Genomic DNA, 24211 nt, shown 5'->3' with positions numbered 1-24211 from the left:
AAAGAGGAAAAATTTTATTCTGTAAGTAATATTCACAATATGATTTTTAAATTAATATAGTATCTAATAGTCCAAAATTAGAAGTTTCGATTTCGTAAAAATCCTGAATTAATGAATTTGCCCCAAAACTTTCCTTCCAAAAATTTATACTCTTTACTATCTGCAAGCCGTTATTTTCATGAGATGGACCAAAATCAAAATAATCTTTTCCATTTGCAATTTCATTGATTAAGAAATCATACAAAAAATCAATACTTCCTAATTCATTATTGCTTTCACTTCCTGCAATGTATTGTGGTTTAACTACTTTTTTTGTGATGAAAAGCGTAGTGCCACATACTAATTTATCATCTTTATAAACATTAAAATGTCTTATGTTATCTGGAAATTTATTTTTTAATGCTATAATTTCTTCTGCAGAATGAACTGGTTTTGAATGGTATTTATCTCTTAAATTCGGAATTAATAAATCGTTCCAGAACAACTCAATTTTATTATCTTCTCTTATATCTAATTCCAGTTTTCTCCCTCTATTTACACATTCTCTTCTTGATTTTGAAATCAACCTCTTTTGATTAAGAGTTATAACGGAGACATTATGCTTCATTACTACATTCCCTTTACAAATGTGTGCTAAATAGTTGATTTCATCAGAAGAATAATCACAATATATAGTTGGAATTTGTTTTAAAAAGAGTTTAGAAATTTTAGTGTCGCATAGAAATTTTAAAATGGCTCTAAACACAAAAATAGTATCGTATAATTTAGATTTTGGCTGTAAAACAACGCCACCATAAGTCAGTCCTTGATGAGAAAAAACAGTATCTCCTACTCTATTAGCTGGAAGAACTGAAACCAATTCTTCACCTTCAAAAACCAACAAAGAAAAATCCTGAAACCTATCGGAATGGTATTCCATAAAATCGCGATGAAAAAGAAATGTAGCATTTTTGGCACTACTCACAAAGTCGTTCCAAATAGCATAATCATCTAAAGTATATCGTCGAACAGAATAGTTTTTCACAAGTAGCTTTTAAACGTCGGAAAATTAAACATTTATTTTAAAAAAGTCGTTCCTATTAAAAATTCAATTTTCAAAAATATTGTTTAATTTTATCTTCTTAACGTTTTTACTTTGAAATTAAAACGACATTTTTTCTTTTTTATTGTACTTGTTTGTTTCATTTTTAAAACTAATGGACAAAATGTATCGTTGTACAACCAATTCAATGGCCGTTATGATTTTACATTCATAGGCAACACCATGAATACTGCAGAAAACAACACGACTTTTGAATTGGTTACAACCACTTCATCTACAGCAACACTTTCTTTAAATTCAACAGATGTAATCGAAAAAGCCTATCTGTATTGGGCCGGAAGTGGCGATGGTGATTTTGAAGTAAATTTGAATTCAGATACTATAACTCCTGATAGAACCTTTTCATTTGTTAGAGTATTTAATGATATTCCATTTACCTATTTCAGTGCTTTTAAAGATATTACTTCTCTTATTCAAGCTGCCGGAAATGGCGATTACACACTCTCCAATTTAGATATTTCGGCATTTGAAGAGTTGCATTTTCAACGAAGAACCAATTTTGCCGGATGGGCCATTGTAATTATTTATAAAAATGACATGCTTCCATTAAATCAAGTGAACGTTTATGATGGTTTGCAAGGTGTTCCCGATGAATTATCGATTACTTTAAATAGTTTAAATGTCATTGATGACAATAATTCTAAAGTAGGCTTTGTTGCTTGGGAAGGCGATTCTGGCTTGGCAACAGAACAATTCAGAATGAACGGAACCTTGTTAAGCAATACTTTAAATCCTCCAAATAATGTTTTCAATGGTACAAATTCGGTAACCGGTAGTTCAACTTTGTACAACATGGATTTGGATATTTATGATATTCAAAACAATATAGCTATTGGCGATACGAGTGCAGAGATTTCACTAACTTCTTTCCAGGATTTTGTGATGATAAATACGGTTGTGACCAAATTAAACAGTCAATTACCCGACGCAACTATTTCGATAGATTCGGTTGAAAAACAATGTGATTCGAAAACTATCGTGGTAAATTATACTGTTTCCAATTTAAATTGCACTAATCCTTTGCCAGCTGGAACTTCAGTTTCGATTTACATCGATGGACAACTATTTCAGACCATAACAACACCAGCTGATATTCCAATTGGTGGCTCAATTGTAAGCCAAATTACGATTGTTTTGCCCGACAATGTTGTCTCTAATTTCGAACTAAAATTTGTTGTTGATGATACCGGAAACGGAACAGGAATCGTGGCCGAATTAAATGAAAACAACAATACTTCTATTATAAATGATTCGTTATGGTTTACTCCAACTTTTAATTCTTTAGAAAATTTATTAGTTTGCAATGAAGGTTTTACGCGTGGGACTTTTGATTTTTCTGCTTATAAAGATTTGGTAAAAACAAATCCAGAAGACACTGTGCATTTTTATGAAACACTTGACAATGCTGACGCTGATGTAAATACAATTTTGAATACATCAAGTTATATTACAACAGCTACTCCGAAAGAAATTTTTGTTCGTGTTTCCAATCAACATTGTTTTAGCATTACTTCGTTTTTACTGACTACACGAAATTGTCCTCCAACAGTATATAATTATGTTTCGGCTAATAATGATAGCTATAATGACACTTTTTTTATTGGTGGTTTGCGTGATATCTTTCTGAATTTTAAACTTGAAATCTACAGCCGTTGGGGAAGATTACTTTGGACCGGAAATCAAAACACCGAAGATTGGGATGGTAATGTTAAAGAAGGTGTTGGCAGTAAAAACGCACCCGATGGTACCTATTTTTATTTGTTGTTTTTAAACGATATTGATTATCCTGAACCTTTGCAAGGTTTTTTATATTTAAATCATTGATGTCCAATAAAACAATTATGACAGAAGTTCTAAGCAGTTATTTTTATTGATGTTCGTAGAAAAATAACATTCAACACCAAGTTTATAAATGGCACACGGATAAAACAGATTGCGATGGATTTACACAGATTTTGTTTGGAGTAATGAATAAAATCCGTTTAATCTGTGAAAATCTGTGGCAAAAAAACTCAAATAGCATTAATTTTATTAGATAATAATGTATTAAAATCATTAAAAAAACGCTGTATATTTGACTTGTCAATTAACACTATGAAACAAATTACCTCCGCTCAAAATCCGTATATAAAGTCATTGCTTCAACTTCAGGAAAAAGCAAAAGCTCGAAAACAGTCTGGTACATTTTTGATTGAAGGCATGCGCGAAATAGAATTAGCATTAAAAGGAAATTACGAAATTGAGTCCTTCCTAATTTGTAACGAAGTAAACGATTTTTCTAATAATCCAAAAATCCAAAAATCTAATAGTCAAATAATTGAAATCTCAAAAGAAATCTACCAAAAGCTAGCTTATCGCGACACAACCGAAGGAATTCTGGCTGTAGCCAAAACAAAATCACTCCAATTGTCTGATTTAAAACTTCCTAAAAATCCATTACTCTTAATAATGGAAGCCATTGAAAAACCTGGTAATATTGGAGCGGTTCTTCGCACTTGTGATGCCGCAAAAGTAGACGCTGTTATTATTGCTAATCCAAAAACCGATTTATACAATCCGAATATTGTTCGTTCCAGTGTAGGCTGTTTGTTTACCAATCAAATCGCAACAGGTACAACAGAAGAAGTGATTGATTTTTTAATCCAAAACAATATCAATTTCTATAGTGCTACATTGCAAAATTCTACTTCATACTATACTCAAGATTACAAAACTCCAACCGCTTTAGTTGTTGGTACTGAAGCGACTGGATTATCGGAACTTTGGCGTGAAAAAGCAACGCATAACATCATCATTCCGATGCAAGGCGAAATTGACAGCATGAACGTTTCTGTTGCAGCTGCGATATTAATTTTTGAGGCTAAAAGACAACGTGGATTTTGATTCTTAAACACGAAGTTCACAATGGTTCTACAATTTGGGGATTTTGATTTGGTTATTAAATTAGTTATATCTAATTTTAGGAATTGATTGAAACATGCTATGATTGAAATAGATTTAGAAGAAGAAAAAAAAGCCATTGCCCGAGAATACAAAGAATTACTTCGCATAAGTTATCAAACACTTACCGATTCTGATAAAAAACTCATTCGAAAAGCCTTTGATGTTGCTGTTGAAGCACATAAAAATCAGCGTCGAAAATCAGGGGAAGCCTATATTTTTCATCCCATTGGTGTTGCCAAAATTGTAGCATCCGAAATTGGACTTGGCGCCACAAGTATTGCTGCCGCCTTAATGCACGATGTAGTAGAAGATACTGATGTCACCATTGAAGATATCGAAAAGAAATTCAATCCAAAAATTGCACAATTAGTTGAGGGTTTGACCAAAATTTCTCAGGTCAAAAAAGATATGAATATTTCAATGCAAGCGGAGAACTTTCGTAAGATGCTCTTGACTTTGAATGATGATGTTCGTGTGATTTTAATCAAAATAGCCGACCGGTTGCACAATATGCAAACCATGGATTCTATGGCTAATGATAAACAAATAAAGATTGCCTCCGAAACTTTATATATTTATGCACCACTCGCCCATCGATTGGGACTTTACAACATCAAAACCAAACTGGAAGATTTAGGATTAAAATATACCGAGCCCGAAATTTTCAAGGATATTGTCAGCAAAATAAAAGAAACCAAAGAAGAGCAAGACGAGTATATCAAAACCATTTCTGAAGTTTTAAAAAAATCATTAGACAGTGAAGGTGTTGAATATACCATAAAAGGTAGGCCAAAATCTATTTATTCTATCCGAAGAAAAATGGCGGCGCAAAACGTAACTTTTGATGAAGTTTATGACAAATTTGCGCTACGAATTATCTACAAATCAAATCTTCACGATGAAAAATTCCTGGCTTGGAAAATATATTCGATTGTTACTGACCATTATCGTCCAAGTCCGAGTCGTTTGCGTGATTGGATTTCTTCGCCAAAATCAACTGGCTACGAAGCCTTGCATATTACCGTTATGGGACCAAAAGGGCGTTGGGTAGAAATTCAGGTGCGAAGTGAACGCATGGATGAAATTGCTGAAAAAGGATATGCTGCACATTACAAATATAAAAATGGCGCCACCGAAGAAAGTGGTTTAGACACTTGGCTTAATCTTTTGAAAGAAGCCTTAGAAAGTTCTGAAACCAATGCAGTTGATTTCGTTGAAGATTTCAAAATGAATTTGTATGCTAAAGAAATCTTTGTTTTTACTCCAAAGGGAGAAATAAAATCTTTGCCTAAAGGAGCAACATCTCTCGACTTTGCTTTTAGTATTCACTCTGAAATTGGAATCAAAACCCGTGGAACTCGTGTTAACGGAAAATTAGTTCCGCTCAATCATGAATTAAAAAGCGGTGATCAAATTGAAATCATCACTTCTGTTCATCAAAAACCTACTGTAAACTGGCTTGATTATGTAACAACTTCGAGAGCCAAAAATAAAATCAGAAACGTACTTAACGAGAACACCAAGAAAATTGCTGAAGACGGAAAAGAATTATTGACCCGAAAATTAAAACATTTAAAAATCACTATCAACGAGAATGTGGTCAATGAATTGGTCAATTTCTTTAAGTTAAAAACAAGTTTGGATTTATTTTATCGGGCCGGAATTGGCTCTATAGAAAACCAACAGCTAAAAGATTTTGCTGCTCAAAAAAGCAATACGTTGATGAATTTCTTCAAGAACAAGATTAAGCGTTCTCCCAGTACAAATCAGGAAGAAATTAATAAGCCTGTATTGAGTAACAATTATGATATGCTTGTTTTTGGTGCAGAAAGTGACAAACTAGATTATAAATTATCGTCTTGTTGCAACCCAATTCCAGGCGATGATGTTTTTGGTTTTATAACCATCAACGAAGGAATAAAAGTGCACAAAAAAGATTGCCCAAATGCTATTGCGCTTCAGTCCAATTATGCCTATCGAATTATGCAAGCCAAATGGATTGACTCTTCACAACAAGAGTTCAAAGCTATACTTAAAATTACGGGTATGGATAGTTTAGGATTGACCAATGAATTGACCAAAGTAATATCCAATAATATGCATGTAAATATTCAAAGTATTTCCCTCAGTGGTGAAGCCGGAATTTTCTATGGTCAAGTGGCCGTAATTGTTCAGAATAATGCTATTTTGAAAAAACTCATCGATAACATTAAAAAAATTGACGGAATAGATAAGGTCACGAGAGTTTATACTAATTAAAATTTGTGCTTATCAACAATTCGTTTAAAACTTTAAACCCATAAACTTTTAAACTTTTAAACTAAAAACTATCTTTGACCCATGACACTAATTGCATCCGATAATACTAAAAATCAAGAGACCGTAAAAAATGTTTTTACGCTTTATCTTGAAAACAAAGGACACCGAAAAACACCTGAACGCTATGCTATCCTTCAGGAGATTTATGAAAGCGAAGAGCATTTTGACATCGAGAATTTGTATATCAAAATGAAAAACAAAAACTATCGAGTATCACGTGCTACCTTATACAATACTATCGAACTTTTATTAGATTGTGGTTTGGTTCGAAAACACCAGTTTGGACAAAATCAGGCACATTATGAAAAGTCTTATTTCGATAAACAACACGACCATATCATCATGACAGATACAGGAGAAGTTATCGAGTTTTGCGACCCACGAATTCAAACCATAAAACAAACCATTGAAGAAATATTTGGTATTGAAATACACAACCATTCGCTTTACTTTTACGCCAATAAAAAAGAATAATACATGGAGCCTATTGACTTTTTTAAAAAAACCTTTGTTTTTGTTTTTGCTTTTTACATTGTTTTTAAAGCTGTCGGACTTGTAATGAACAAGTTTGAGGAATTTAACTTAGTGTATGTTTTAAAAACAGTATTAGCCGCATTGGTAACTGCATTAATTCTTGGCATAATTAATTATTTTGCAAAAGTGGATTTTTTCACAAAAAAAGGTGAACAAAAACCAAAAGACAACTAACTACATAACACAAAACAATGACCGTAGATTTACTACTCGGATTACAATGGGGCGACGAAGGCAAAGGAAAAATTGTTGACGTTCTTACATCAAATTACGACATCATCGCTCGCTTTCAAGGCGGACCAAATGCCGGACATACTTTAGAATTTGATGGCATCAAACACGTTTTAAGAACCATTCCTTCGGGGATTTTTCATGGGAACAATATCAACCTCATTGGAAATGGTGTGGTGATTGACCCAGTCGTTTTCAAAAGTGAAATTGATGGTTTGGCAAAATTCAATCTCGATTTAAAATCGAAATTGTTTATTTCAAGAAAAGCGCATTTGATTCTACCAACGCATAGATTATTAGATGCAGCTTCTGAAGCAGCCAAAGGCAAGGCTAAAATTGGTTCAACCCTAAAAGGTATTGGACCAACTTATATGGACAAGACCGGAAGAAACGGAATCCGCGTAGGCGATATTGAATTAGAAGATTTCAAAGAAAGATATCGCGCTTTGGCAGACAAGCATGAAGCAATGATTGCATTTTATAATGTCGATATTCAATACAACTTACCCGAATTGGAAAAAGAATTCTTTGATGCCATTGAAGACTTAAAAAAATTAGATTTTATTGACAGCGAAGAATATTTAACACAAGCTCAAAAAGCTGGAAAATCTATTCTTTGTGAAGGCGCACAAGGTTCGTTATTGGATGTTGACTTTGGAACTTATCCGTTTGTAACCTCATCAAACACCACAGCTGCTGGCGCTTGCACTGGTTTAGGGATCGCTCCAAATAAAATCAAAGAAGTTTATGGAATTTTCAAAGCGTATACTACACGTGTAGGTTCCGGACCATTTCCAACTGAGGATTTTGGCGATGCTGGCGATGTAATGGCAAGAGTAGGTAACGAATTTGGTTCGGTTACCGGAAGAAAAAGACGTTGTGGCTGGCTTGATTTAGTGGCTTTGAAATATGCTATCCAAATTAATGGCGTGACCCAACTAATGATGATGAAAGGCGACGTACTTTCTGGATTTGATACGCTAAAAGTAGCTACAGCATACAACTACAAAGGTGCAGTAATTCAGCATTTGCCTTATAATATAGAAGAAGAAAACGTTACTCCTATTTACACCGAATTCAAAGGCTGGAAACAGGATTTGACCGGTTTAACCACTTTTGAAAGTTTGCCTAAGGAGCTAAAAGACTATATCGAGTTCATCGAAAAAGAAGTTGAAGTTCCGATTAAGATTGTTTCTGTTGGACCGGATAGAAAGCAGACAATAACGAGATAATCACTTCCCTAGACTAATAAATCATAAACGTTTAAACCAAACTTAATTAGGCTTAAGCAAAACTAAATTCAGTTTAAACCAAACTTAATTGGGTTCAAACAAAACTTTATTGGGTTCGAACTAAACTAAATTCAGTTTAAACCAAACTTAATTAGGTTCAAGCAAAACTAAATAACACTTAAACCAAACTTAATTGGGTTCAAGCAAAACAAAGAAACTAGTAAGCAAAACTAAATTGTGAGTTCACAAATAAAAAACCCTTTCAGTTAATGTTAGGGTTTTTTATTTTGAGAATGTTTTTTTCCTATATTAGCTACAGAAATAAGTCTGAATAAGAATGACTTAAGTTATGTTTATTGACTAGTTAAAGGCTAATTTAAATATATAATCATAGAAAATATGGAAACATTAAAAAGTAAGTTTTTAAAGGAAATTAAGAAAAGTGGTTTTTTAAAGGCACTTAGTGTATTTTTTTGCTGTGTAATTATCTCGTTGGTTTTAGGATTTATATTTGACACTCTTCAGCTTGCAGCTACTTTAGGAATTGGTCTGGGCTTAATCTGGATGGGTGTTGCTTATTTTAATCAAAAAGAATAAAGTTGAAAAAATTAAGAGCAAAAAATACTATTGATAACTGTCTATAGTGAAATTTCTAATCTGTGCTTTTCAAAATTTTCTTTGGTATATTTTCAAACAAAAAAACCTTTCTTACGAAAATTCGCGAAAAAGGTTTTTTTCGACACCTGACAGGTGCCAGATGCTACAAGCTAAAAATAAAACTCTCACTTGGTTTTACACTCAACTGTATGGTTCCTTTACCATTGGTTACTTTTAACTGTGCGGTACTGCCGTAAAGTTGGTCTTTGACAGTATACAATCCGTCAATAAGATCCCAAGTTTTTATAACATCTTCGGGTACTTTTAATTCAAAATCGCTGGTAGTTACCCACGAAAAATTTGCTACTACAATCAGTTTTTCTTTGGCTGTCCAACGAACATAGGAATAGATTCCTGGACCATATATTTTGGTTTCGTTTCGATTAATAGTTTGGATTTCTTTGAATTTCCCCATCAAAGCATCACTTTTTAAAGTGAAGTTTAGTAAGCGTTTGTAGAAATCGCGTAAATCGGCTTCACTTTTTGATAATTGTCCGCCGTCAAACTTACCTTCATTCATCCATCGCTGGTGATGTGGTACTCCAACATAATCAAAAATGGAAGTACGTGAATGGGTTCCAAAACCTCCGTTTTCTTTTCCGTCCTCGCCTACTTCTTGTCCGAAATAAATCATCGTTGGCGAAGAACTTATCGTTGCTGATACGACCATCATTGGTTTTCCTTTTTCGGGAGTTCCAGCAAATTCTGGACTTGCCAAACGCTGTTCGTCGTGGTTATCTAAAAAGTGTAACATATGATGTTCTATGTCCGTCATATTTTTTTGAATATCTGACAATCCATCAGGCATCGTTTTGCCTTGTATTACAGCTTTTAAATGGTCATAGGTTTCTACTTTGTCATACAGATAATCCATTTTTCCGAGATTAATATAGTTTCTGTATTCTTTCGGATTATATACTTCGGCCAATAAAAATGCTTTTGGATTCTTCATCTTGATGGCAGAATTCATGTAGCTCCAAAACTCATAAGGTACCATTTCGGCCATATCATAACGGAAACCATCCACACCTTTTGCTGTCCAGTACAATGCAATATCGCGGAACTTTTTCCAGGAACTTGGTACATCTTTATCTTTCCAAAAGACATAATGTGCTTTGCAGTCTTTTTTATCAAAACCTTCAGGTAATTCTGGAAAATCTTTTGAACCATCAGGTTTGATACCATAATTTACTTTTACGGTTTCATACCAATCATTGATATCTGGTTTTGCCTGACGAGAACCGTTGCCTGTCCATTTTGCCGGGAATTCAGTAAACTTGCCATCAATCTGCGGATTGCTTTCTCCGTTTAAAGGTTTGTATGTATCGGAAGTTGGCACTTCAAAAGCTTTTCCTGGTATGTAATAGAAGTTATTATTTCGGTCATATTCAACCGAAGTATTGTCTTCGGCACCAAAATCGGTAACGCCTTTCGGATTACTCAAACTATGATAATTTCTGGCAATGTGATTTGGTACTATATCAATAATCACTTTCAAACCATTCTTATGCGTTCGGGCAATTAAGGCTTCAAATTCTTCTAATCTCTTGGCTGGATTAACTGCTAAATCAGGATTGACATTATAATAATCTTTGACAGCATAAGGTGAACCTGCTCTACCTTTCACCACATCGGGATCATCGTTGGAAATTCCGTATTTGGTATAATCTCGAATCACATCATGATGCGGAACTCCGGTATACCAAATATAAGTCACACCAAGTTTTTTTATTTCCTGTAGTGCTTTATCTGTAAAATCATTAAACTTACCTACTCCGTTTTCTTCAATGGTTCCCCATGGCTTATTGGTAGTATTTTTATTTCCGAACAAACGGGTAAAAACTTGATAGACTACATCTTTCTTTGGCGTATTTATTACTTTGGGTTTGGCACTCATAGTGTTTTTCTTTTGGGCAACAGTTGTATTAGCAATAACACAACTAAGGATTAAGGCAAATGTTAAACTTGTTTTCATACTTACTTCAGACTTAAAATAGGTTCAATAAGTCATAGCTACAAATATAGAAATATATGTAACATAAATAATTCTTAATAACCGTTTTCATTGTTTCTAATTTCATAAATTTGGCAAAAATTCAAACTCTTGAAAAAGTTCCTTTTTTACATTGGATTATTGCTTTTTACATTGACCAATATAAATGCGCAAAAATCATCCAAAATAGTCGTTGAACATGCTGATCATTTTGATGTAGATGAAGCGCTGTTTCCAGATGCAGCTTTGCTTACAGGAAATGTTAGGGTAAATCACGAAGGTGTAATTTTCACTTGCAACAAAGCCTATTTTTTCCAAAAAGAAAATTATATCAAAGCGTTTGGCGAAGTCCAAATGGTGCAAGGTGACACGCTTTTTCTAAACAGTAAATACGCCGAATACAACGGAGAAGTTAAAAAAGCATTTGCCACAGGAAGCGTAATAATGCGTTCACCAGAATCGACTTTGGTAACTGATACTATCAACTTTGATCGAAACACACAGGAGGCTTTTTACAACTCTTACGGCATAATTAAGAACAAAGAAAACACTCTAAAAAGTAAATCAGGAAGGTATTTTGCTAACGAAAAGAAATTTCGATTTTTGACTACGGTAACTATTACCAATCCTAAGTATGTTATCAAGTCTGATCATTTAGATTATTATACCAACTCGGGGCACTCCTATTTATTTGGACCGTCAACTATAACAAGTAAAGAGAATTTTATTTATACTGAAAAAGGTTTTTACGATACCAAAAAAAACTTTGCCTATTTTCTTCGAAAATCCTACATCAAATACAAAGACCGCAGAATTGAAGGTGACAGTTTGTATTATGACCGAAACCGAGAATATGCTTCGGCAACTAATAATGTTAAAATTACCGATTCAATTAACAAAGGAATTATAAAAGGGCATTATGCAGAAATTTATCGCAATCTTAAAACAGAAAAAGATTCGATGATGATTACCAAAAGAGCTGTTGCCATATCTTTAGTAGAAAAAGATTCGATGTACATCCACGGCAAAAAAATGTTGATTACAGGAAAAACGGGTGAACGCATCATTCGTGCTTTCAATAATGTTCGTTTTTATAAAACCGATATGAGCGGTAAATGTGATTCGATACATTCTGATCAGAAAAAAGCTTTAACAAAACTCATTGGCAGACCGATACTTTGGAATTACGAAAACCAAATGACTGGTGACATCATGCATCTAATTGGGAATAATAATACTGAAAAACTTGATTCGCTTAAAGTACTGAATAATGCTTTTATTATTTCTAAAGATTCACTTGGGATTGGTTATAATCAAGTGAAAGGCCAAAACCTTTACGGTAAATTCAAAGACAATAAATTAAACGAAGTCGATATTATCAAAAATACCGAAATCATTTATTACCTTCGAAATGACCAGCATGAACTCATTGGCATCAACAAAAGTTTGGGAAGCAAAATCAATTTGATTTTAGACAAAAACACTATTGAGACTATAACTGTATATAAAAATCCGGATGGTGATATTTATCCAGAAAAGGATTTGCCCGAAAACGCGAGGAAATTAAGGGGTTTCATTTGGCGTGCCGATGAACGAATAAAATCGAAAGACGATATTTTTCCACCCGAAGAAAACGAACTCGATGCCAAAATCCAAGCAGATAAAAAGGTTGAAATGGCAAAAGAAAATGTGCCAATAGAACCAAGCAAAGAAACATTAGACTACGACAAAAATAACCCCAACCCAAAGCCTAAGGCTGCACAGAGTGTTGATAAACCAATGGTAAAGTAGTATTCAGTCGCAATTTTCAGATTAAAAAACAAATAGATTGCTTTACAAGTTCGCAATGACATGAAAGAGGATTTCCTTAAATACCAGGCGCAAACTTCACCTTATGCTTTGGGCATGGAAGTTTCACATGCTATAGGCTCTTATATTTACGACACAAATAACAAAAAATATTTAGATTTTGTGGCCGGAGTTTCCGCTGCAAGTTTGGGGCATCAGCATCCAAGAGTTAATCAGGCCATCAAAGACCAATTGGATAAATATTCACACGTAATGGTTTATGGAGAATATGCACAACATCCTGCGGTTGCCTATTGCAAATTATTGGTGAAAAATTTACCTCCGAGTTTAAACAAAGTCTATTTAGTAAATTCTGGAACTGAAGCTTGTGAAGGCGCATTAAAATTAGTTCGCAGAGTTACCGGAAGAAGCCAATTGATATCTTGCCACAATGCCTATCATGGTAACACAATGGGTTCTATGAGTGTGATGGGTTTTGAAGAACGCAAACAAATCTTTCGACCATTAATTCCAGATGTTGATTTCATCACTTTCAATAACGAAGATGACATTCAAAAAATAACAACTAAAACTGCCGGAATCATTCTCGAAAGCATTCAGGGCGGTGCTGGTTTTATTGAACCACAAAATGATTTTCTTGCCAAAATCAAAAAGCGTTGTGATGAAGTCGGTGCTTTATTAATTCTCGACGAAATCCAACCTGGATTTGGTCGCACCGGAAAATTGTTCGGTTTTGAAAACTACAATGTAGTTCCTGACGTAATTATAATAGGAAAAGGAATGGCTGGCGGTATGCCTGTTGGTGGTTTTGTTGCTAACTCAAAATACATGGATCTATTAAGTCATGATCCTAAGTTAGGACACATTACAACATTTGGCGGTCATCCTGTCATAGCGGCAGCGTGTTTGGCAACATTGGAAGAAATACTCGAAAAAGACTACACAAGTCAATCAATAACTAAAGAAAAGTTGTTTCGGGAACTTTTGGTACATCCTTTGATAGAAGAGGTACGCGGAAAAGGATTGATGCTTGCAGCAATGACAAAAGAGGCTGAGATAACAAACCAGATAATTTTCAAATGTCAAGAAAAAGGATTAATATTATTTTGGTTGCTTTTCGAAGGTTGCGCCATCAGAATTACGCCTCCATTAACAATATCTGAAGATGAAATTAGAGAAGGTTGCGCCATCATTATTGAAGCTATGAATGAGATTCAAAATGAAAATTGATATTGAATTTTGAAATTGATATTGTCATTATCAAATTGTTAATTAAATTGTTTACAACAATAATCGCAACTCACCAAAAAAGCAAGCTGTTTCCCTAATTTTATTAAGGATAATTTTAACACCTACTGTTATGCACCTAGATCACGACGAAGAAGATTACAACTTATCCTTATCGAAATTTGAATCGATGTTGAAAACCAACAAAGTTCTATTTTTCGACTCAGAGGAATTCGAGGAAATCATTCTACATTACCTCGATATGGGAAAAGCCACTTTAGCGAAGAAAGCATTAAAATTAGGACTGGAACAACACCCAAAATCTACAGGTTTAAAGCTCGTTCAAGTAGAAATGCTGGTGTATGACGATAAACTTGATCAAGCAGAAAAGTTACTAAACGAACTGTACGCCATTGAACCAACTAACGAAGAAATTTTTATCCAAAAAGCCAATATTTATTCCAAACGAGATGACCATGAAAAAGCAGTTGAATTCCTAAAAACTGCATTGAAATATACCGAAGATTTTGCTGATGTTTATAACTTAATTGGTATGGAATATCTTTTTATGGATAATCTTGAATTGGCAAAAGAAAATTTCATCAAATGTTTAGAAGAAGATTTAGAAGATCAATCGGCTCTTTATAACGTAGTTTATTGCTTCGAGTTTTTAGATCAGAACTTGGAAGCAATTGAATATCTTAAAACGTATATTGATAGAAATCCATACAGCGAAATTGCCTGGCATCAATCAGGGCGATTATATTATGGAGTAAAAGATTATGAAAATGCAGTGCGTTCTTTTGAATTTGCTACTTATGTAGACGAAGAATTTGTTGGCGCCTATATGGAAAAAGGTAAAGCTTTAGAGCGATTGAAACGCTATGAAGATGCTATCGAAAGTTATAACAAAACTATTGAATTAGATGATCCAACATCTTATGCTTTGCTACGCATAGGTAAATGCTATGAAAAACTGGGTAATAAAGTACAAGCATTAAAATATTTCAACAAAACTGTACACGAAGATCCATTATTAGATAAAGGCTGGATTGCGATTACTGATTTTTATGTTCGTCAAAAAAATTATCAAAAAGCATTGTATTTTGTCAATAAAGCATTGGCTATTGATGACCAAAATCGTTTATACTGGAAACGTTTTGCTACGATTAACAAAGCAATGGATCAATTTGAAGAAGCTGAATTTGGTTATCGAAAATCCATTGAATTTGGGGATTATCAGTTAGATACTTGGTTATTTTGGGTTGACATCATGTTAATAATGGGCGAATACAATAATGCTATTTTAACTTTAATTCAAGCGGCTGAATACTTCCCGGATGATTACGAGATAGAATATCGCATGGCAGGTTTTCATATGCTTTTAAATGAAGAAGAAAAAGGAAACTATCATTTGAGCAACGGTTTACGAATCAATTCGAAACACCAAACTATTTTGAAAGAAATGTTTCCAACAGTTTGGGATAGAGAATCTGTTCAACAATATATTGCAAAACATATAAAACCAGAATAATGTCGAGAAGACAATTTGGTTTACTCGGCAAAAACATAAGCTATTCTTTTTCAAAGAAATACTTTACCGATAAATTCGCTTTAGGAAACTTAGTAGATTGCTCTTATGAGAATTTCGATATTCAAACCATTGAAGAATTCCCAGATATTATAGCCAATAATCCAGATTTAAAAGGATTAAATGTTACCATTCCATATAAAGAAAGTGTAATCCCATATCTACATAAACTTTCTAAAAACGCAGCTCAAATTGGAGCTGTAAATGTTATTCGGGTAACCAAAAAAGGAAATTTAAAAGGGTACAATTCCGATTATTATGGTTTTATGAAATCACTAAAACCATTACTAAAACCACATCATAAAAAAGCATTAATTCTCGGTACAGGAGGCGCAGCGAAAGCAATTTCTTTTGCGCTGGACAAACTCGGAATTCTTTACACTTTTGTTACTCGTGAAGAAAAAGAAGGCATGATTGATTATAACCGAATCAATGCGACGACTTTTGATAATTATCAAATTGTAATTAATTGCACGCCTGTTGGCACTGCTCCAAACACCAAAGGATTCCCTCCAATTCCATATAATTTCTTTACTGAAAAGCATATTGCTTTCGATTTGATATACAATCCAGAAGAAACACAGTTTCTGAAAAAAGCTAAAAAAAAAGGCGCAATTACCAAAAATGGTCATGAAATGTTAGTCCTTCAAGCAGAAAAAGCTTGGAAGATTTGGAATAAATAATCAAAACTATAAAACCATGAAACAAAACAGAAGAAGAATTATTTTAGCAGTATTATTTATACTTTCAGTTGGAAATTTTAGCAGAATTCAGGGAAATGAAAATATTAGAACTATACAGTTTTTAGCAATTTTTGCAATGGGAATTTTATTCGGATTGTTGGTTAAAGAAATTATTGAAAGAATTCGCAATAAGCCGCAATAACACTTTATGAACATCAAACTTTTAGCCATAGGCAAAACCGATAACAAAGCATTGCAATCATTAATTGATGATTACACAAAACGCTTATCCTTTTACATCAAGTTTGATTTGGAAGTTATTCAGGATATTAAAAACGTCAAAAACCTTTCGGAAAATCAGCAAAAAGAAAAAGAAGGTGAATTGATTTTGTCCAAACTTACATCAACTGACCAACTGATACTATTAGACGAAAACGGAACAGCTTTTTCCAGTATTGATTTTTCAGATTTTTTGCAGAAGAAAATGAATTCTGGTGTAAAAACTTTAGTATTTGTTATTGGCGGACCTTATGGTTTTAGCGAAGAAGTCTACCAAAAAGCTCAAGGCAAAATTTCACTTTCGCTAATGACATTTTCACATCAAATGGTGCGCTTATTCTTTATTGAACAGCTATATCGTGGATTTACAATTCTTAGAAATGAACCTTATCACCATCAGTAAAAAGTACGATTTGTAGATTACTATTTACGAACTTTAGTAAATGTATTCTTTTTTACTATTGATAGCCATTCCTTTTGGAGCAATCAAATGCTTTACAAAAAATTGATATTGAATATACTTTCCAAACGACATTCCTTTATCATATGCAAAGACAATGCTTGAAGCCGAAATTAATTGTTTATCTAAAAAAGGCTGCAACTCATTTTTTGAAAAAACTTCATCCCTAAAATGAACCAAATCATTTCGGTCTAAATAGAAAAAAACAACATTAAAATCGGGTTTTTCTAACTTGTATTTGACTTTAGTAAAAGGCAAAAAAGCCATCGTTTTTTTTACCGTATCTGTATAAGTAAAATAATTCTCGGATGTTTCACTTTTATGCATACTTCCCTCTTTTTTTGCTTGAAGTTTTTTAATTTCTAAAATCACCTTTCGCAACGGCAAACGCTTGTCAATATTAAAAAGCCAATTGGTTGAACTAATTGAATTGTTTCTATTTACATCAATTAAAGTGTCTTTCTCTTCCGCTTTGAAAAAGAAATAAATCGGAGAATGATCTTTCACATCAGCAACAACCGTTTCATTCGCTTGTGGTAAAACGACTTCTTTGTTTTGGCACGAAGACAATAAAAATAAAAAACCTACAATAACTATTCTTTTCATAATTGACTAACTAATTTTATAGTTTCCATAGCTTCTTTCACATCATGCACTCTGAGTATTTTTGCTCCTTTTTGCAACGCTATTGTATTCATAACCGTTGTTCCGTTTAGCGCATCTTCGGCGGAAGTTCCTATGGTTTTGTATATCATTGATTTTCGTGAAACACCAACTAAAATGGGTAATTCGAGCATTTGAAACAACTCTAAATTATTCATAACTTCAAAATTTTGTTCTTTTGTTTTCGCAAATCCAAAACCTGGATCGATGAGCAAATCGCTGATTCCAAATCTTCTTGCCAACGCAACTTTTTCTGAAAAGTAAAAAAGCATTTCTTTGGTAATGTTTTCATAATTTGCTAAACTTTGCATTGTTTGCGGATTACCTTTCATGTGCATCATTATATAAGGAACTTGCAGTTTGGCAATGGTTTCCATCATTGCAGCATCCAGACTTCCTGCCGATATATCATTAATGATACAAGCGCCATTTTCAATTCCGACTTTAGCTACTTTGGATCGAAAAGTATCAACAGAAATTAGGGTTTCCGGAAAGTGATTTAAAACTAAGTGTATAATTGGATTTAATCGTTCTATTTCTTCTATTTCCGAGACAAATGCTGCATTTGGTTTGCTTGAATAGGCTCCAATATCGATAAAAGTCGCACCTTCTATAAGCATTTTTTCAACTTGAGAAAGCACACTTTTTTCATCCGAATATTTCCCTCCATCGTAAAACGAATTTGGAGTAACATTCAATATTCCCATCACTTTGGGAGTTGTTAAATCGATTAGTTTTCCGAAGCAATTAATAGTCATTGGCTTTTTAAGATAGTTATAAGATTTAGTACTTTGTACTTCAATCTTTATTCTTTACTTTTGGTGAAATTTGACACAAAGATACATTGAAATGAGTAAAACTTCTCAAGAATATGATAAGGTTATCGCAATTTGCCGACAACTTTACGTTAACAAAATGACCGATTATGGAAGTGCCTGGAGAATCTTGAGATTACCATCATTAACAGACCAAATATTTATCAAAGCCCAACGTATAAGAAGTTTGCAACAAAATGAAATTCGTAAAGTTGACGAAGATGAAACTGGTGAATTCATTGGCATTATCAATTATTCTATCATGGCATTAATCCAATTGGATTTGGGCGTTGTTGAACAACCCGATTTAGATGCAGCAAAAGCAATTCAACTTTATGATGAAAAAATCGCAGCTACAAAATCGCTAATGGAAGACAAAAATCACGATTATGGTGAAGCATGGCGCGAAATGAGGGTTAGTTCCTTAACGGATTTGATTCTGCAAAAATTACTTCGCGTAAAACAAATCGAAGACAATAAAGGTAAAACTTTGGTTTCTGAAGGTATCGATGCCAATTATCAGGACATGATAAATTACGCTGTTTTTGCTTTGATTTTAATGAAATTTGGACAATAAACAAACCGATCCCAATATGACAAAAGAAACTCAAAAATCATATATCGCTTGGACACTTAGAATTATTGTAGCGGTTCTTTTTATACTTTCTGCTTTAGCAAAACTATCTAAAGGGAATCTGTTAGATTCACCCTATTTTGCGATTTCAACTTTTGAAGTGAAGCAATTGTATACATTAGGATTTTCAGAAGGATTTGCTCCCTATTTTTCGAGAACACTTATCGGAATTGAGTTGGCATTGGGATTATTGCTTTTACAAAACAATTGGTTGCGTAAATTTATCGTGCCAGTGACTACACTTTTATTACTAGTTTTCATCGGACATTTGAGTTATGTGACTTTTTTAAGTGGTGGAAATACTGGAAACTGCGGCTGTTTTGGAGAACTTTTACCTATGACTCCAATTGAAGCTATCATCAAAAATATAGTAGCTGTTGGGCTCTTGGCTTATCTATTTGTTTTGTTACCAAAAGAAGCTAAAGATGGAAACTTTTGGATTTTGACCACAGTCCTTTTTGCCACTATTTTGGCTATATATATGCTAGCTCCTATACAGCCACCAGCAAGTAATTTTCAGATTTCAACGCCCCAAGAAACAACTAATGATTCTTTACAAGAAAAATCTGTTGATACAATAGCAGCTATATTTTCAAAAGATACTATAAAGAAAGTTGAAACCATAAAAACGGATGTAAAAAAAGAAATCAATGAACCTGAAAAACACAAATCGGGCTATGCATCCTATTTTTCTAAAATTGATATAGGAAGAAAAACACTTTGTTTCTTTGTTCCTGGATGTGATCATTGTCGTGTAGCTGCAAAAGAATTGACAGCGTTGAAGCAAAAAGATAAAAATTTTCCGGAAATTTCGATTATCTTTATGAATGAAGAAGCCGATTTGATTCCAGATTTTTTTAAAGAAGCCGGAGCAGAATATCCATATAAGATTATTGAAGTTATACCTTTTTGGAAAGTTTTAGGTTCTGGAAAAGATACACCAGGCGTGAAATATTTGTGGAATGGAAACGAATATAAATATTATTGGGGGATAACTGATAATAAATTTGACCCCGAAGATTATCGAAAATTGATTAATAAACCATTCACAGAACTAGAAAAATAATTAATTTTATTTATCTTTTTCACTACATTTAGATATTAAACTTTAGATTATGATTAAATATATAATGTCCCAAAAATTATATACTCGTGTATTAATAGGCATTGGTTTTTGTTTTTTAATATTTATTTTAGGCTATTTCGTTTTAAATCATATCTCTACAATGGAAGATCCACCATTGGGAAACACTGTTTATATTCTTATTGGTAGTGCTTTGGTCTTTTCTTCTGGATTAGGAGTTGTTTTAATTTTAAAATATCTCTATGATTACAAGAAGAAAAAAGAAAGACGCGAACGTAGAAGAAAGAAACATAAAATATTTTATTTAAAAGATATCGATAAAGAAAAAAAACTTGATTAATCATTTAAGTCCCAAATTCAAAAAAATATGAAAAAAATAGTGCTATGTCTAATGGTAACAATATCTGCTTTATCTTGTAGCAAAGCTCAAAACAAGGAGTTTTCCAAAGAGAGTTTATCAAAAAAATTAATATCACCCGAAAATAAAGAAATTGCTTTTAGTGATGTTTTAAAAAAGCATTTGGGTAAAGTTACTGTGATTGAAGTTTGGGCATCTTGGTGTGGTGATTGTGTCAAAGCAATGCCAAAAGTAAAAGAAATGCAATCAAAAAATCCAAATGTTGATTATGTATTTATTTCAATGGACAAGGCATTTGACAAATGGCAAGCTGGAATTGAAAAACACGAATTAAAAGGAGATCACTATTGGGTAACTGATGGCATGAAAGGTGAATATGGAAAATCAATAGATTTAGATTGGATTCCGAGATATATAGTTATTGATAAAAAAGGTAAAATTATAATTTATCGCGCTATTGAAACCGATTTTGATAAAATTAACGAGCAATTAAAAAAACTAGAATAATGAGACAAAAAATTGTTGCAGGCAATTGGAAAATGCACAAAAATGCTGAAGAAACAGAAGATTTATTAAATGAATTAATAGCTAAATTACCTAATGATGTAGAAGCACAAGTTATTGTTGCACCAACATTCATTAATCTTGCTTCAGCTGTAGATCATTTAGAATTTACCAATATTGCTGTAGCCGCACAAAATATGAGTCAGTTTGAAAGTGGCGCTTATACCGGAGAAATTTCGGCAGATATGCTTAAAAGTGTTGGGGTAAATATTGTTATCCTTGGTCATTCTGAACGCCGTGCTTATTTTCATGAAACCGATTTTATTCTGGCCGACAAAGTAACTACGGCTTTATCACATAATATGACGGTCATTTTCTGCTTTGGAGAAGAACTAAAAGACAGACAAAATAACCAACATTTTAATGTAGTCGAAAACCAACTCCGTGACGGTTTGTTTCATATTAAAGATAAAGATTGGGAACAAATTGTTTTAGCTTATGAACCTGTTTGGGCAATTGGAACTGGAGAAACAGCTTCGCCAGAACAAGCTCAAGAAATGCATAAGTTCATTAGAGAAACTGTTAGACAACGTTTTGGGAGCAATATTGCTGAAGACGTTTCCATACTTTATGGCGGTAGTGTAAAACCTGAAAACGCTAAAGAAATTTTCACTAAACCCGATGTTGATGGCGGACTAATTGGTGGTGCTGCACTAAAAGCATCCGACTTTGCAGCAATTGTAAGTTCGCTATAATAAAAACACTTAATCTATATGATAAACCTTTCATTAAATTGAAAGGTTTTTTTTATATTTTAAATAAAAAAGTGTATTTCATCGATTATTTTTGATTTTAATCGAATATAATTTTAGGTTTACTCCATAATTAATGTCAAAAATAAAATGAAAACAAAACTTACCTTACTTCTTGTGATGCTATTTTCATTGCACAGCTACTCGCAAATTGATAGTCAAAAACGATTCCAATCCGATTCAAGGAAATATTATGTTTGGAATAATGAGTTTGAAAAATACGAATTGAAAGAAACAGAATATGAGAACACTGTTATTGACATTCGTGAAATCGGTTCAAAAACCAATGGTTATATAGTAATCAGTATGATTGATAATGGTCAGGTGCGAATGCATCATGGCTCTATTGTTGAGTTTACACAAACCAGCGAAACAGAAGGAACATGGCTATTGCGTTCCAAATTTATGAGAGCGAAATTAACATACAATCCAAAAGAAAACACTATAACCTATCTATATGACGTTGAAGGAAAACGTTACAGTAAATTGATGGTTTTCAGTGTTACTCCTGATGAAATTCCAAGTGCTAGTTTAAAAACTGTTGCCAAAACAGATGATTAATTTTTTGCTGAAATGGCTTCATAGTAAGGATATCGATTGTTATCTTTGCAAAAAAAAGAATGTCAAATATCTATTTAGCATACCATTTCTCGGTCGAGCCTAAAGAACTTGGTTCCGAAATTTTAATAGCCGAACTTGGTGAAAAACCCTTTGAAAGTTTCATTGAAACAGAAACTGGATTTAGTGCCTATATTCAAAAAGACCTTTGGACTAAAAACGTATTAGATGATATTTATTTGTTACATTCTCCTGAATTTACTATTTCCCACACAATCGAAGAAATTGAGCAAGTCAATTGGAACGAGGAATGGGAGAAAAACTTTGAGCCAATAGATGTAGACGGAAAATGTCACGTCCGTGCTCCTTTTCATCCAAAAACCAACGCTGAATTTGATATAATTATCGAGCCAAAAATGAGCTTTGGCACTGGTCATCATGAAACTACACATATGATGATTCAACATCTTTTAGAAACGGATGTTACCAATTTGAAAACACTTGATATGGGATGCGGAACAGCTATTTTGGCTATACTTGCCGAAATGAAAGGCGCAAAACCTATTGACGCTATTGATATAGACAATTGGTGTTATCTTAATTCAATTGAAAATGCAGAACGTAATAATTGTCATGAAATTACTGTTTTTGAAGGCGATGCTTCTTTACTAAAAGATAAAAAATACGACTTAATTATCGCTAATATTAACCGTAACATTTTGTTGAACGATATGCAGCGATATGTTGATTGCTTAAACAAAAACGGAATCCTATTACTAAGCGGTTTTTATACAGAAGACATTCCATTTATTGATGCTTCATGCACTGAAAAAGGATTGACTTATGTTAAAAAATTCGAAAGAAATAATTGGACTTCTCTTAAATATGTAAATTAGCAGCTGGAAATTTTACACCTCGTAAAACCAAATGAAAATGAGTACTATTGAAAAAGTTCAGGGAGACGTTTTAGTTGAAGAACAAGTTGGAATCAATAATGAAATCGTATTGTATAATGACGATGTCAATACTTTTGACCATGTCATTGAAACACTAATCCGTGTTTGTAATCACACTTCTGAACAAGCGGAACAATGTGCTATTTTAGTACACTATAAAGGAAAATGCACTGTAAAAACAGGCTCGTTTGATGAATTGAAACCACAATGTACACAACTTTTAGAAGCTGGCTTAAGCGCGGAAATTATTTAATAGTTGTTATTTTATAGTTTGTTGAAGTGATATTAAAACTTCCAATCAAATTCATCTTTGTCATTTATAATAGCGCCAATTTCAACCCGGATAATATCGTTGTATTCTGATTGCAGAATTAGCCAATTGCTTTCGTTGAAGTGATTTTCGGTGGTGTCAAAATCTTCTTTTGTCCATGATTTAAAAGGTAACTCTGATTTAATATTTTCAACATTTTTACCAATAACTTTTTTATCCAAAATCGTTGCCTCGGGATGGGAACAAATGATATAACCCAAACGAAAATCTTCATCCTCATAAAAAGTTAAACTACATTTCTGAGTGTTATAAAGACAAATAATATTTCCGTCTTCGTCATTAAATTGTTTGTCTGCTTTGCCATAGAATGATTCTACATCTTTTTGTTTCATACCAAAAAGCAATTTGTCAACACCATTTTTTAAATTGATAATCATAGTCATTTATTTAGACGCAAAGGTCGCAAAGTTTTAATCAAAGTTGGATATAGATTCCT

At 33.2% G+C, this 24211-nt stretch carries 25 protein-coding genes; 20 read left to right on the top strand and 5 right to left on the bottom strand.

The window, feature by feature from the left end; genetic code table 11:
* Positions 1-46 precede the first annotated feature (46 nt).
* Positions 47-1024 (bottom strand): GNAT family N-acetyltransferase, encoded by a 978-nt coding sequence (locus tag QWY90_RS04695; RefSeq protein WP_290284705.1) that lies wholly within the window; start codon positions 1022-1024, stop codon positions 47-49.
* 189 nt (positions 1025-1213) lie between these two features.
* Between QWY90_RS04695 and QWY90_RS04690 the strand changes: the two genes are divergently transcribed.
* The 6 genes from QWY90_RS04690 (at position 1214) to QWY90_RS04665 (ending at position 8958) form a co-directional block, all read left to right on the top strand.
* Positions 1214-2926 carry a T9SS type B sorting domain-containing protein gene (locus QWY90_RS04690; RefSeq protein WP_290284704.1) on the top strand — a complete coding sequence of 571 codons (1713 nt, stop codon included), beginning with the start codon at positions 1214-1216 and terminating at the stop codon, positions 2924-2926.
* Between the two features lie 270 nt (positions 2927-3196).
* Complete coding sequence (locus tag QWY90_RS04685; RefSeq protein WP_290284703.1) at positions 3197-3985, top strand: TrmH family RNA methyltransferase; 789 nt, start codon at positions 3197-3199, stop codon at positions 3983-3985.
* A gap of 99 nt (positions 3986-4084) precedes the next feature.
* On the top strand, positions 4085-6304 hold the full coding sequence (locus QWY90_RS04680; protein ID WP_290284702.1) for a RelA/SpoT family protein: 2220 nt from the start codon (positions 4085-4087) through the stop codon (positions 6302-6304).
* Positions 6305-6385: 81 nt separating this feature from the next.
* The gene (locus QWY90_RS04675; protein WP_290284701.1) at positions 6386-6838 is read left to right on the top strand and encodes a Fur family transcriptional regulator; all 453 of its coding nucleotides are present in this window, start codon (positions 6386-6388) and stop codon (positions 6836-6838) included.
* 251 nt (positions 6839-7089) lie between these two features.
* Entirely contained in the window at positions 7090-8361 is a 1272-nt protein-coding gene (locus QWY90_RS04670; protein WP_290284700.1) for an adenylosuccinate synthase, read from the top strand.
* Between the two features lie 399 nt (positions 8362-8760).
* Entirely contained in the window at positions 8761-8958 is a 198-nt protein-coding gene (locus tag QWY90_RS04665) for a hypothetical protein (RefSeq protein WP_290284698.1), read from the top strand.
* 163 nt (positions 8959-9121) lie between these two features.
* Here QWY90_RS04665 and QWY90_RS04660 read toward each other — a convergent pair whose 3' ends face one another.
* Positions 9122-10993: an alpha-amylase family glycosyl hydrolase gene (locus QWY90_RS04660; protein ID WP_379691792.1), complete on the bottom strand. Its 1872-nt coding sequence runs from the start codon at positions 10991-10993 to the stop codon at positions 9122-9124.
* A 129-nt stretch (positions 10994-11122) separates the two neighbouring features.
* On the opposite strand from QWY90_RS04660, the gene QWY90_RS04655 reads away from it, so the two are divergent.
* From QWY90_RS04655 to rlmH, 6 genes are all read left to right on the top strand, one after another.
* Positions 11123-12802, top strand: coding sequence for an OstA-like protein (locus tag QWY90_RS04655; RefSeq protein WP_290284697.1), 1680 nt, complete (start codon positions 11123-11125; stop codon positions 12800-12802).
* 60 nt (positions 12803-12862) lie between these two features.
* Positions 12863-14050, top strand: coding sequence for an aspartate aminotransferase family protein (locus QWY90_RS04650; RefSeq protein ID WP_290284696.1), 1188 nt, complete (start codon positions 12863-12865; stop codon positions 14048-14050).
* 130 nt (positions 14051-14180) lie between these two features.
* Positions 14181-15581, top strand: a complete 1401-nt coding sequence (locus tag QWY90_RS04645; RefSeq protein WP_290284695.1) for a tetratricopeptide repeat protein — start codon at positions 14181-14183, stop codon at positions 15579-15581.
* The gene (locus tag QWY90_RS04640) at positions 15581-16321 is read left to right on the top strand and encodes a shikimate dehydrogenase family protein (RefSeq protein ID WP_290284694.1); all 741 of its coding nucleotides are present in this window, start codon (positions 15581-15583) and stop codon (positions 16319-16321) included. Before QWY90_RS04645 ends, QWY90_RS04640 begins: the two co-directional genes overlap by 1 nt.
* 16 nt (positions 16322-16337) lie before the next feature.
* Complete coding sequence (locus tag QWY90_RS04635; protein ID WP_290284693.1) at positions 16338-16523, top strand: hypothetical protein; 186 nt, start codon at positions 16338-16340, stop codon at positions 16521-16523.
* A 6-nt stretch (positions 16524-16529) separates the two neighbouring features.
* Positions 16530-17003 carry a 23S rRNA (pseudouridine(1915)-N(3))-methyltransferase RlmH gene (gene rlmH, locus QWY90_RS04630; protein ID WP_290284692.1) on the top strand — a complete coding sequence of 158 codons (474 nt, stop codon included), beginning with the start codon at positions 16530-16532 and terminating at the stop codon, positions 17001-17003.
* 33 nt (positions 17004-17036) lie between these two features.
* Here rlmH and QWY90_RS04625 read toward each other — a convergent pair whose 3' ends face one another.
* Together QWY90_RS04625 and folP are read right to left on the bottom strand one after the other, a co-directional pair.
* Positions 17037-17666: a hypothetical protein gene (locus tag QWY90_RS04625; RefSeq protein ID WP_290284691.1), complete on the bottom strand. Its 630-nt coding sequence runs from the start codon at positions 17664-17666 to the stop codon at positions 17037-17039.
* Positions 17663-18481 (bottom strand): dihydropteroate synthase, encoded by an 819-nt coding sequence (gene folP, locus QWY90_RS04620; RefSeq protein ID WP_290284690.1) that lies wholly within the window; start codon positions 18479-18481, stop codon positions 17663-17665. The genes QWY90_RS04625 and folP overlap by 4 nt, the downstream gene beginning before the upstream one ends.
* Before the next feature lie 91 nt (positions 18482-18572).
* Between folP and QWY90_RS04615 the strand changes: the two genes are divergently transcribed.
* From QWY90_RS04615 to QWY90_RS04580, 8 genes are all read left to right on the top strand, one after another.
* Positions 18573-19115: a DUF1599 domain-containing protein gene (locus QWY90_RS04615; RefSeq protein WP_290284689.1), complete on the top strand. Its 543-nt coding sequence runs from the start codon at positions 18573-18575 to the stop codon at positions 19113-19115.
* Between the two features lie 16 nt (positions 19116-19131).
* Positions 19132-20238, top strand: a complete 1107-nt coding sequence (locus tag QWY90_RS04610; RefSeq protein ID WP_290284688.1) for a MauE/DoxX family redox-associated membrane protein — start codon at positions 19132-19134, stop codon at positions 20236-20238.
* Positions 20239-20287: 49 nt separating this feature from the next.
* Entirely contained in the window at positions 20288-20596 is a 309-nt protein-coding gene (locus QWY90_RS04605) for a hypothetical protein (protein WP_290284687.1), read from the top strand.
* A gap of 27 nt (positions 20597-20623) precedes the next feature.
* A complete protein-coding gene (locus QWY90_RS04600; protein ID WP_290284686.1) occupies positions 20624-21121 on the top strand; it encodes a TlpA family protein disulfide reductase in 498 nt (165 codons plus the stop codon).
* Positions 21121-21873: a triose-phosphate isomerase gene (tpiA, locus tag QWY90_RS04595; RefSeq protein WP_290284685.1), complete on the top strand. Its 753-nt coding sequence runs from the start codon at positions 21121-21123 to the stop codon at positions 21871-21873. Before QWY90_RS04600 ends, tpiA begins: the two co-directional genes overlap by 1 nt.
* Positions 21874-22020: 147 nt before the next feature.
* A complete protein-coding gene (locus QWY90_RS04590) occupies positions 22021-22491 on the top strand; it encodes a hypothetical protein (RefSeq protein ID WP_290284684.1) in 471 nt (156 codons plus the stop codon).
* A gap of 59 nt (positions 22492-22550) precedes the next feature.
* Positions 22551-23384, top strand: a complete 834-nt coding sequence (prmA, locus tag QWY90_RS04585; protein WP_290284683.1) for a 50S ribosomal protein L11 methyltransferase — start codon at positions 22551-22553, stop codon at positions 23382-23384.
* A 37-nt stretch (positions 23385-23421) separates the two neighbouring features.
* Positions 23422-23697, top strand: coding sequence for an ATP-dependent Clp protease adaptor ClpS (locus QWY90_RS04580; RefSeq protein WP_290284682.1), 276 nt, complete (start codon positions 23422-23424; stop codon positions 23695-23697).
* 32 nt (positions 23698-23729) lie between these two features.
* Here QWY90_RS04580 and QWY90_RS04575 read toward each other — a convergent pair whose 3' ends face one another.
* Entirely contained in the window at positions 23730-24152 is a 423-nt protein-coding gene (locus QWY90_RS04575; protein WP_290284681.1) for a hypothetical protein, read from the bottom strand.
* Between the last annotated feature and the right edge of the window lie 59 nt (positions 24153-24211).

Origin of the sequence: Flavobacterium paronense (genome assembly GCF_030409795.1) — a bacterium.
Classification (GTDB): Bacteria; Bacteroidota; Bacteroidia; order Flavobacteriales; family Flavobacteriaceae; genus Flavobacterium; species Flavobacterium paronense.
Note: the sequence above shows the minus strand (reverse complement) of the source record. Positions and strands in the feature narration are given on the sequence as shown.

Bases quoted from the DNA above. Each gene is read 5' to 3' on its own strand.
- QWY90_RS04675 (WP_290284701.1), top strand. From the start codon at position 6,386: ATGACACTAATTGCATCCGATAATACTAAAAATCAAGAGACCGTAAAA.
- prmA (WP_290284683.1), top strand. From the start codon at position 22,551: ATGTCAAATATCTATTTAGCATACCATTTCTCGGTCGAGCCTAAAGAA.
- QWY90_RS04660 (WP_379691792.1), bottom strand. From the start codon at position 10,993: ATGAAAACAAGTTTAACATTTGCCTTAATCCTTAGTTGTGTTATTGCT.
- QWY90_RS04625 (WP_290284691.1), bottom strand. From the start codon at position 17,666: ATGAAAAGAATAGTTATTGTAGGTTTTTTATTTTTATTGTCTTCGTGC.
- rlmH (WP_290284692.1), top strand. From the start codon at position 16,530: ATGAACATCAAACTTTTAGCCATAGGCAAAACCGATAACAAAGCATTG.
- QWY90_RS04685 (WP_290284703.1), top strand. From the start codon at position 3,197: ATGAAACAAATTACCTCCGCTCAAAATCCGTATATAAAGTCATTGCTT.
- folP (WP_290284690.1), bottom strand. From the start codon at position 18,481: ATGACTATTAATTGCTTCGGAAAACTAATCGATTTAACAACTCCCAAA.
- QWY90_RS04670 (WP_290284700.1), top strand. From the start codon at position 7,090: ATGACCGTAGATTTACTACTCGGATTACAATGGGGCGACGAAGGCAAA.
- QWY90_RS04645 (WP_290284695.1), top strand. From the start codon at position 14,181: ATGCACCTAGATCACGACGAAGAAGATTACAACTTATCCTTATCGAAA.
- tpiA (WP_290284685.1), top strand. From the start codon at position 21,121: ATGAGACAAAAAATTGTTGCAGGCAATTGGAAAATGCACAAAAATGCT.
- QWY90_RS04605 (WP_290284687.1), top strand. From the start codon at position 20,288: ATGATTAAATATATAATGTCCCAAAAATTATATACTCGTGTATTAATA.
- QWY90_RS04640 (WP_290284694.1), top strand. From the start codon at position 15,581: ATGTCGAGAAGACAATTTGGTTTACTCGGCAAAAACATAAGCTATTCT.
- QWY90_RS04590 (WP_290284684.1), top strand. From the start codon at position 22,021: ATGAAAACAAAACTTACCTTACTTCTTGTGATGCTATTTTCATTGCAC.
- QWY90_RS04610 (WP_290284688.1), top strand. From the start codon at position 19,132: ATGACAAAAGAAACTCAAAAATCATATATCGCTTGGACACTTAGAATT.
- QWY90_RS04650 (WP_290284696.1), top strand. From the start codon at position 12,863: ATGAAAGAGGATTTCCTTAAATACCAGGCGCAAACTTCACCTTATGCT.
- QWY90_RS04635 (WP_290284693.1), top strand. From the start codon at position 16,338: ATGAAACAAAACAGAAGAAGAATTATTTTAGCAGTATTATTTATACTT.
- QWY90_RS04575 (WP_290284681.1), bottom strand. From the start codon at position 24,152: ATGATTATCAATTTAAAAAATGGTGTTGACAAATTGCTTTTTGGTATG.
- QWY90_RS04615 (WP_290284689.1), top strand. From the start codon at position 18,573: ATGAGTAAAACTTCTCAAGAATATGATAAGGTTATCGCAATTTGCCGA.
- QWY90_RS04680 (WP_290284702.1), top strand. From the start codon at position 4,085: ATGATTGAAATAGATTTAGAAGAAGAAAAAAAAGCCATTGCCCGAGAA.
- QWY90_RS04665 (WP_290284698.1), top strand. From the start codon at position 8,761: ATGGAAACATTAAAAAGTAAGTTTTTAAAGGAAATTAAGAAAAGTGGT.
- QWY90_RS04600 (WP_290284686.1), top strand. From the start codon at position 20,624: ATGAAAAAAATAGTGCTATGTCTAATGGTAACAATATCTGCTTTATCT.
- QWY90_RS04580 (WP_290284682.1), top strand. From the start codon at position 23,422: ATGAGTACTATTGAAAAAGTTCAGGGAGACGTTTTAGTTGAAGAACAA.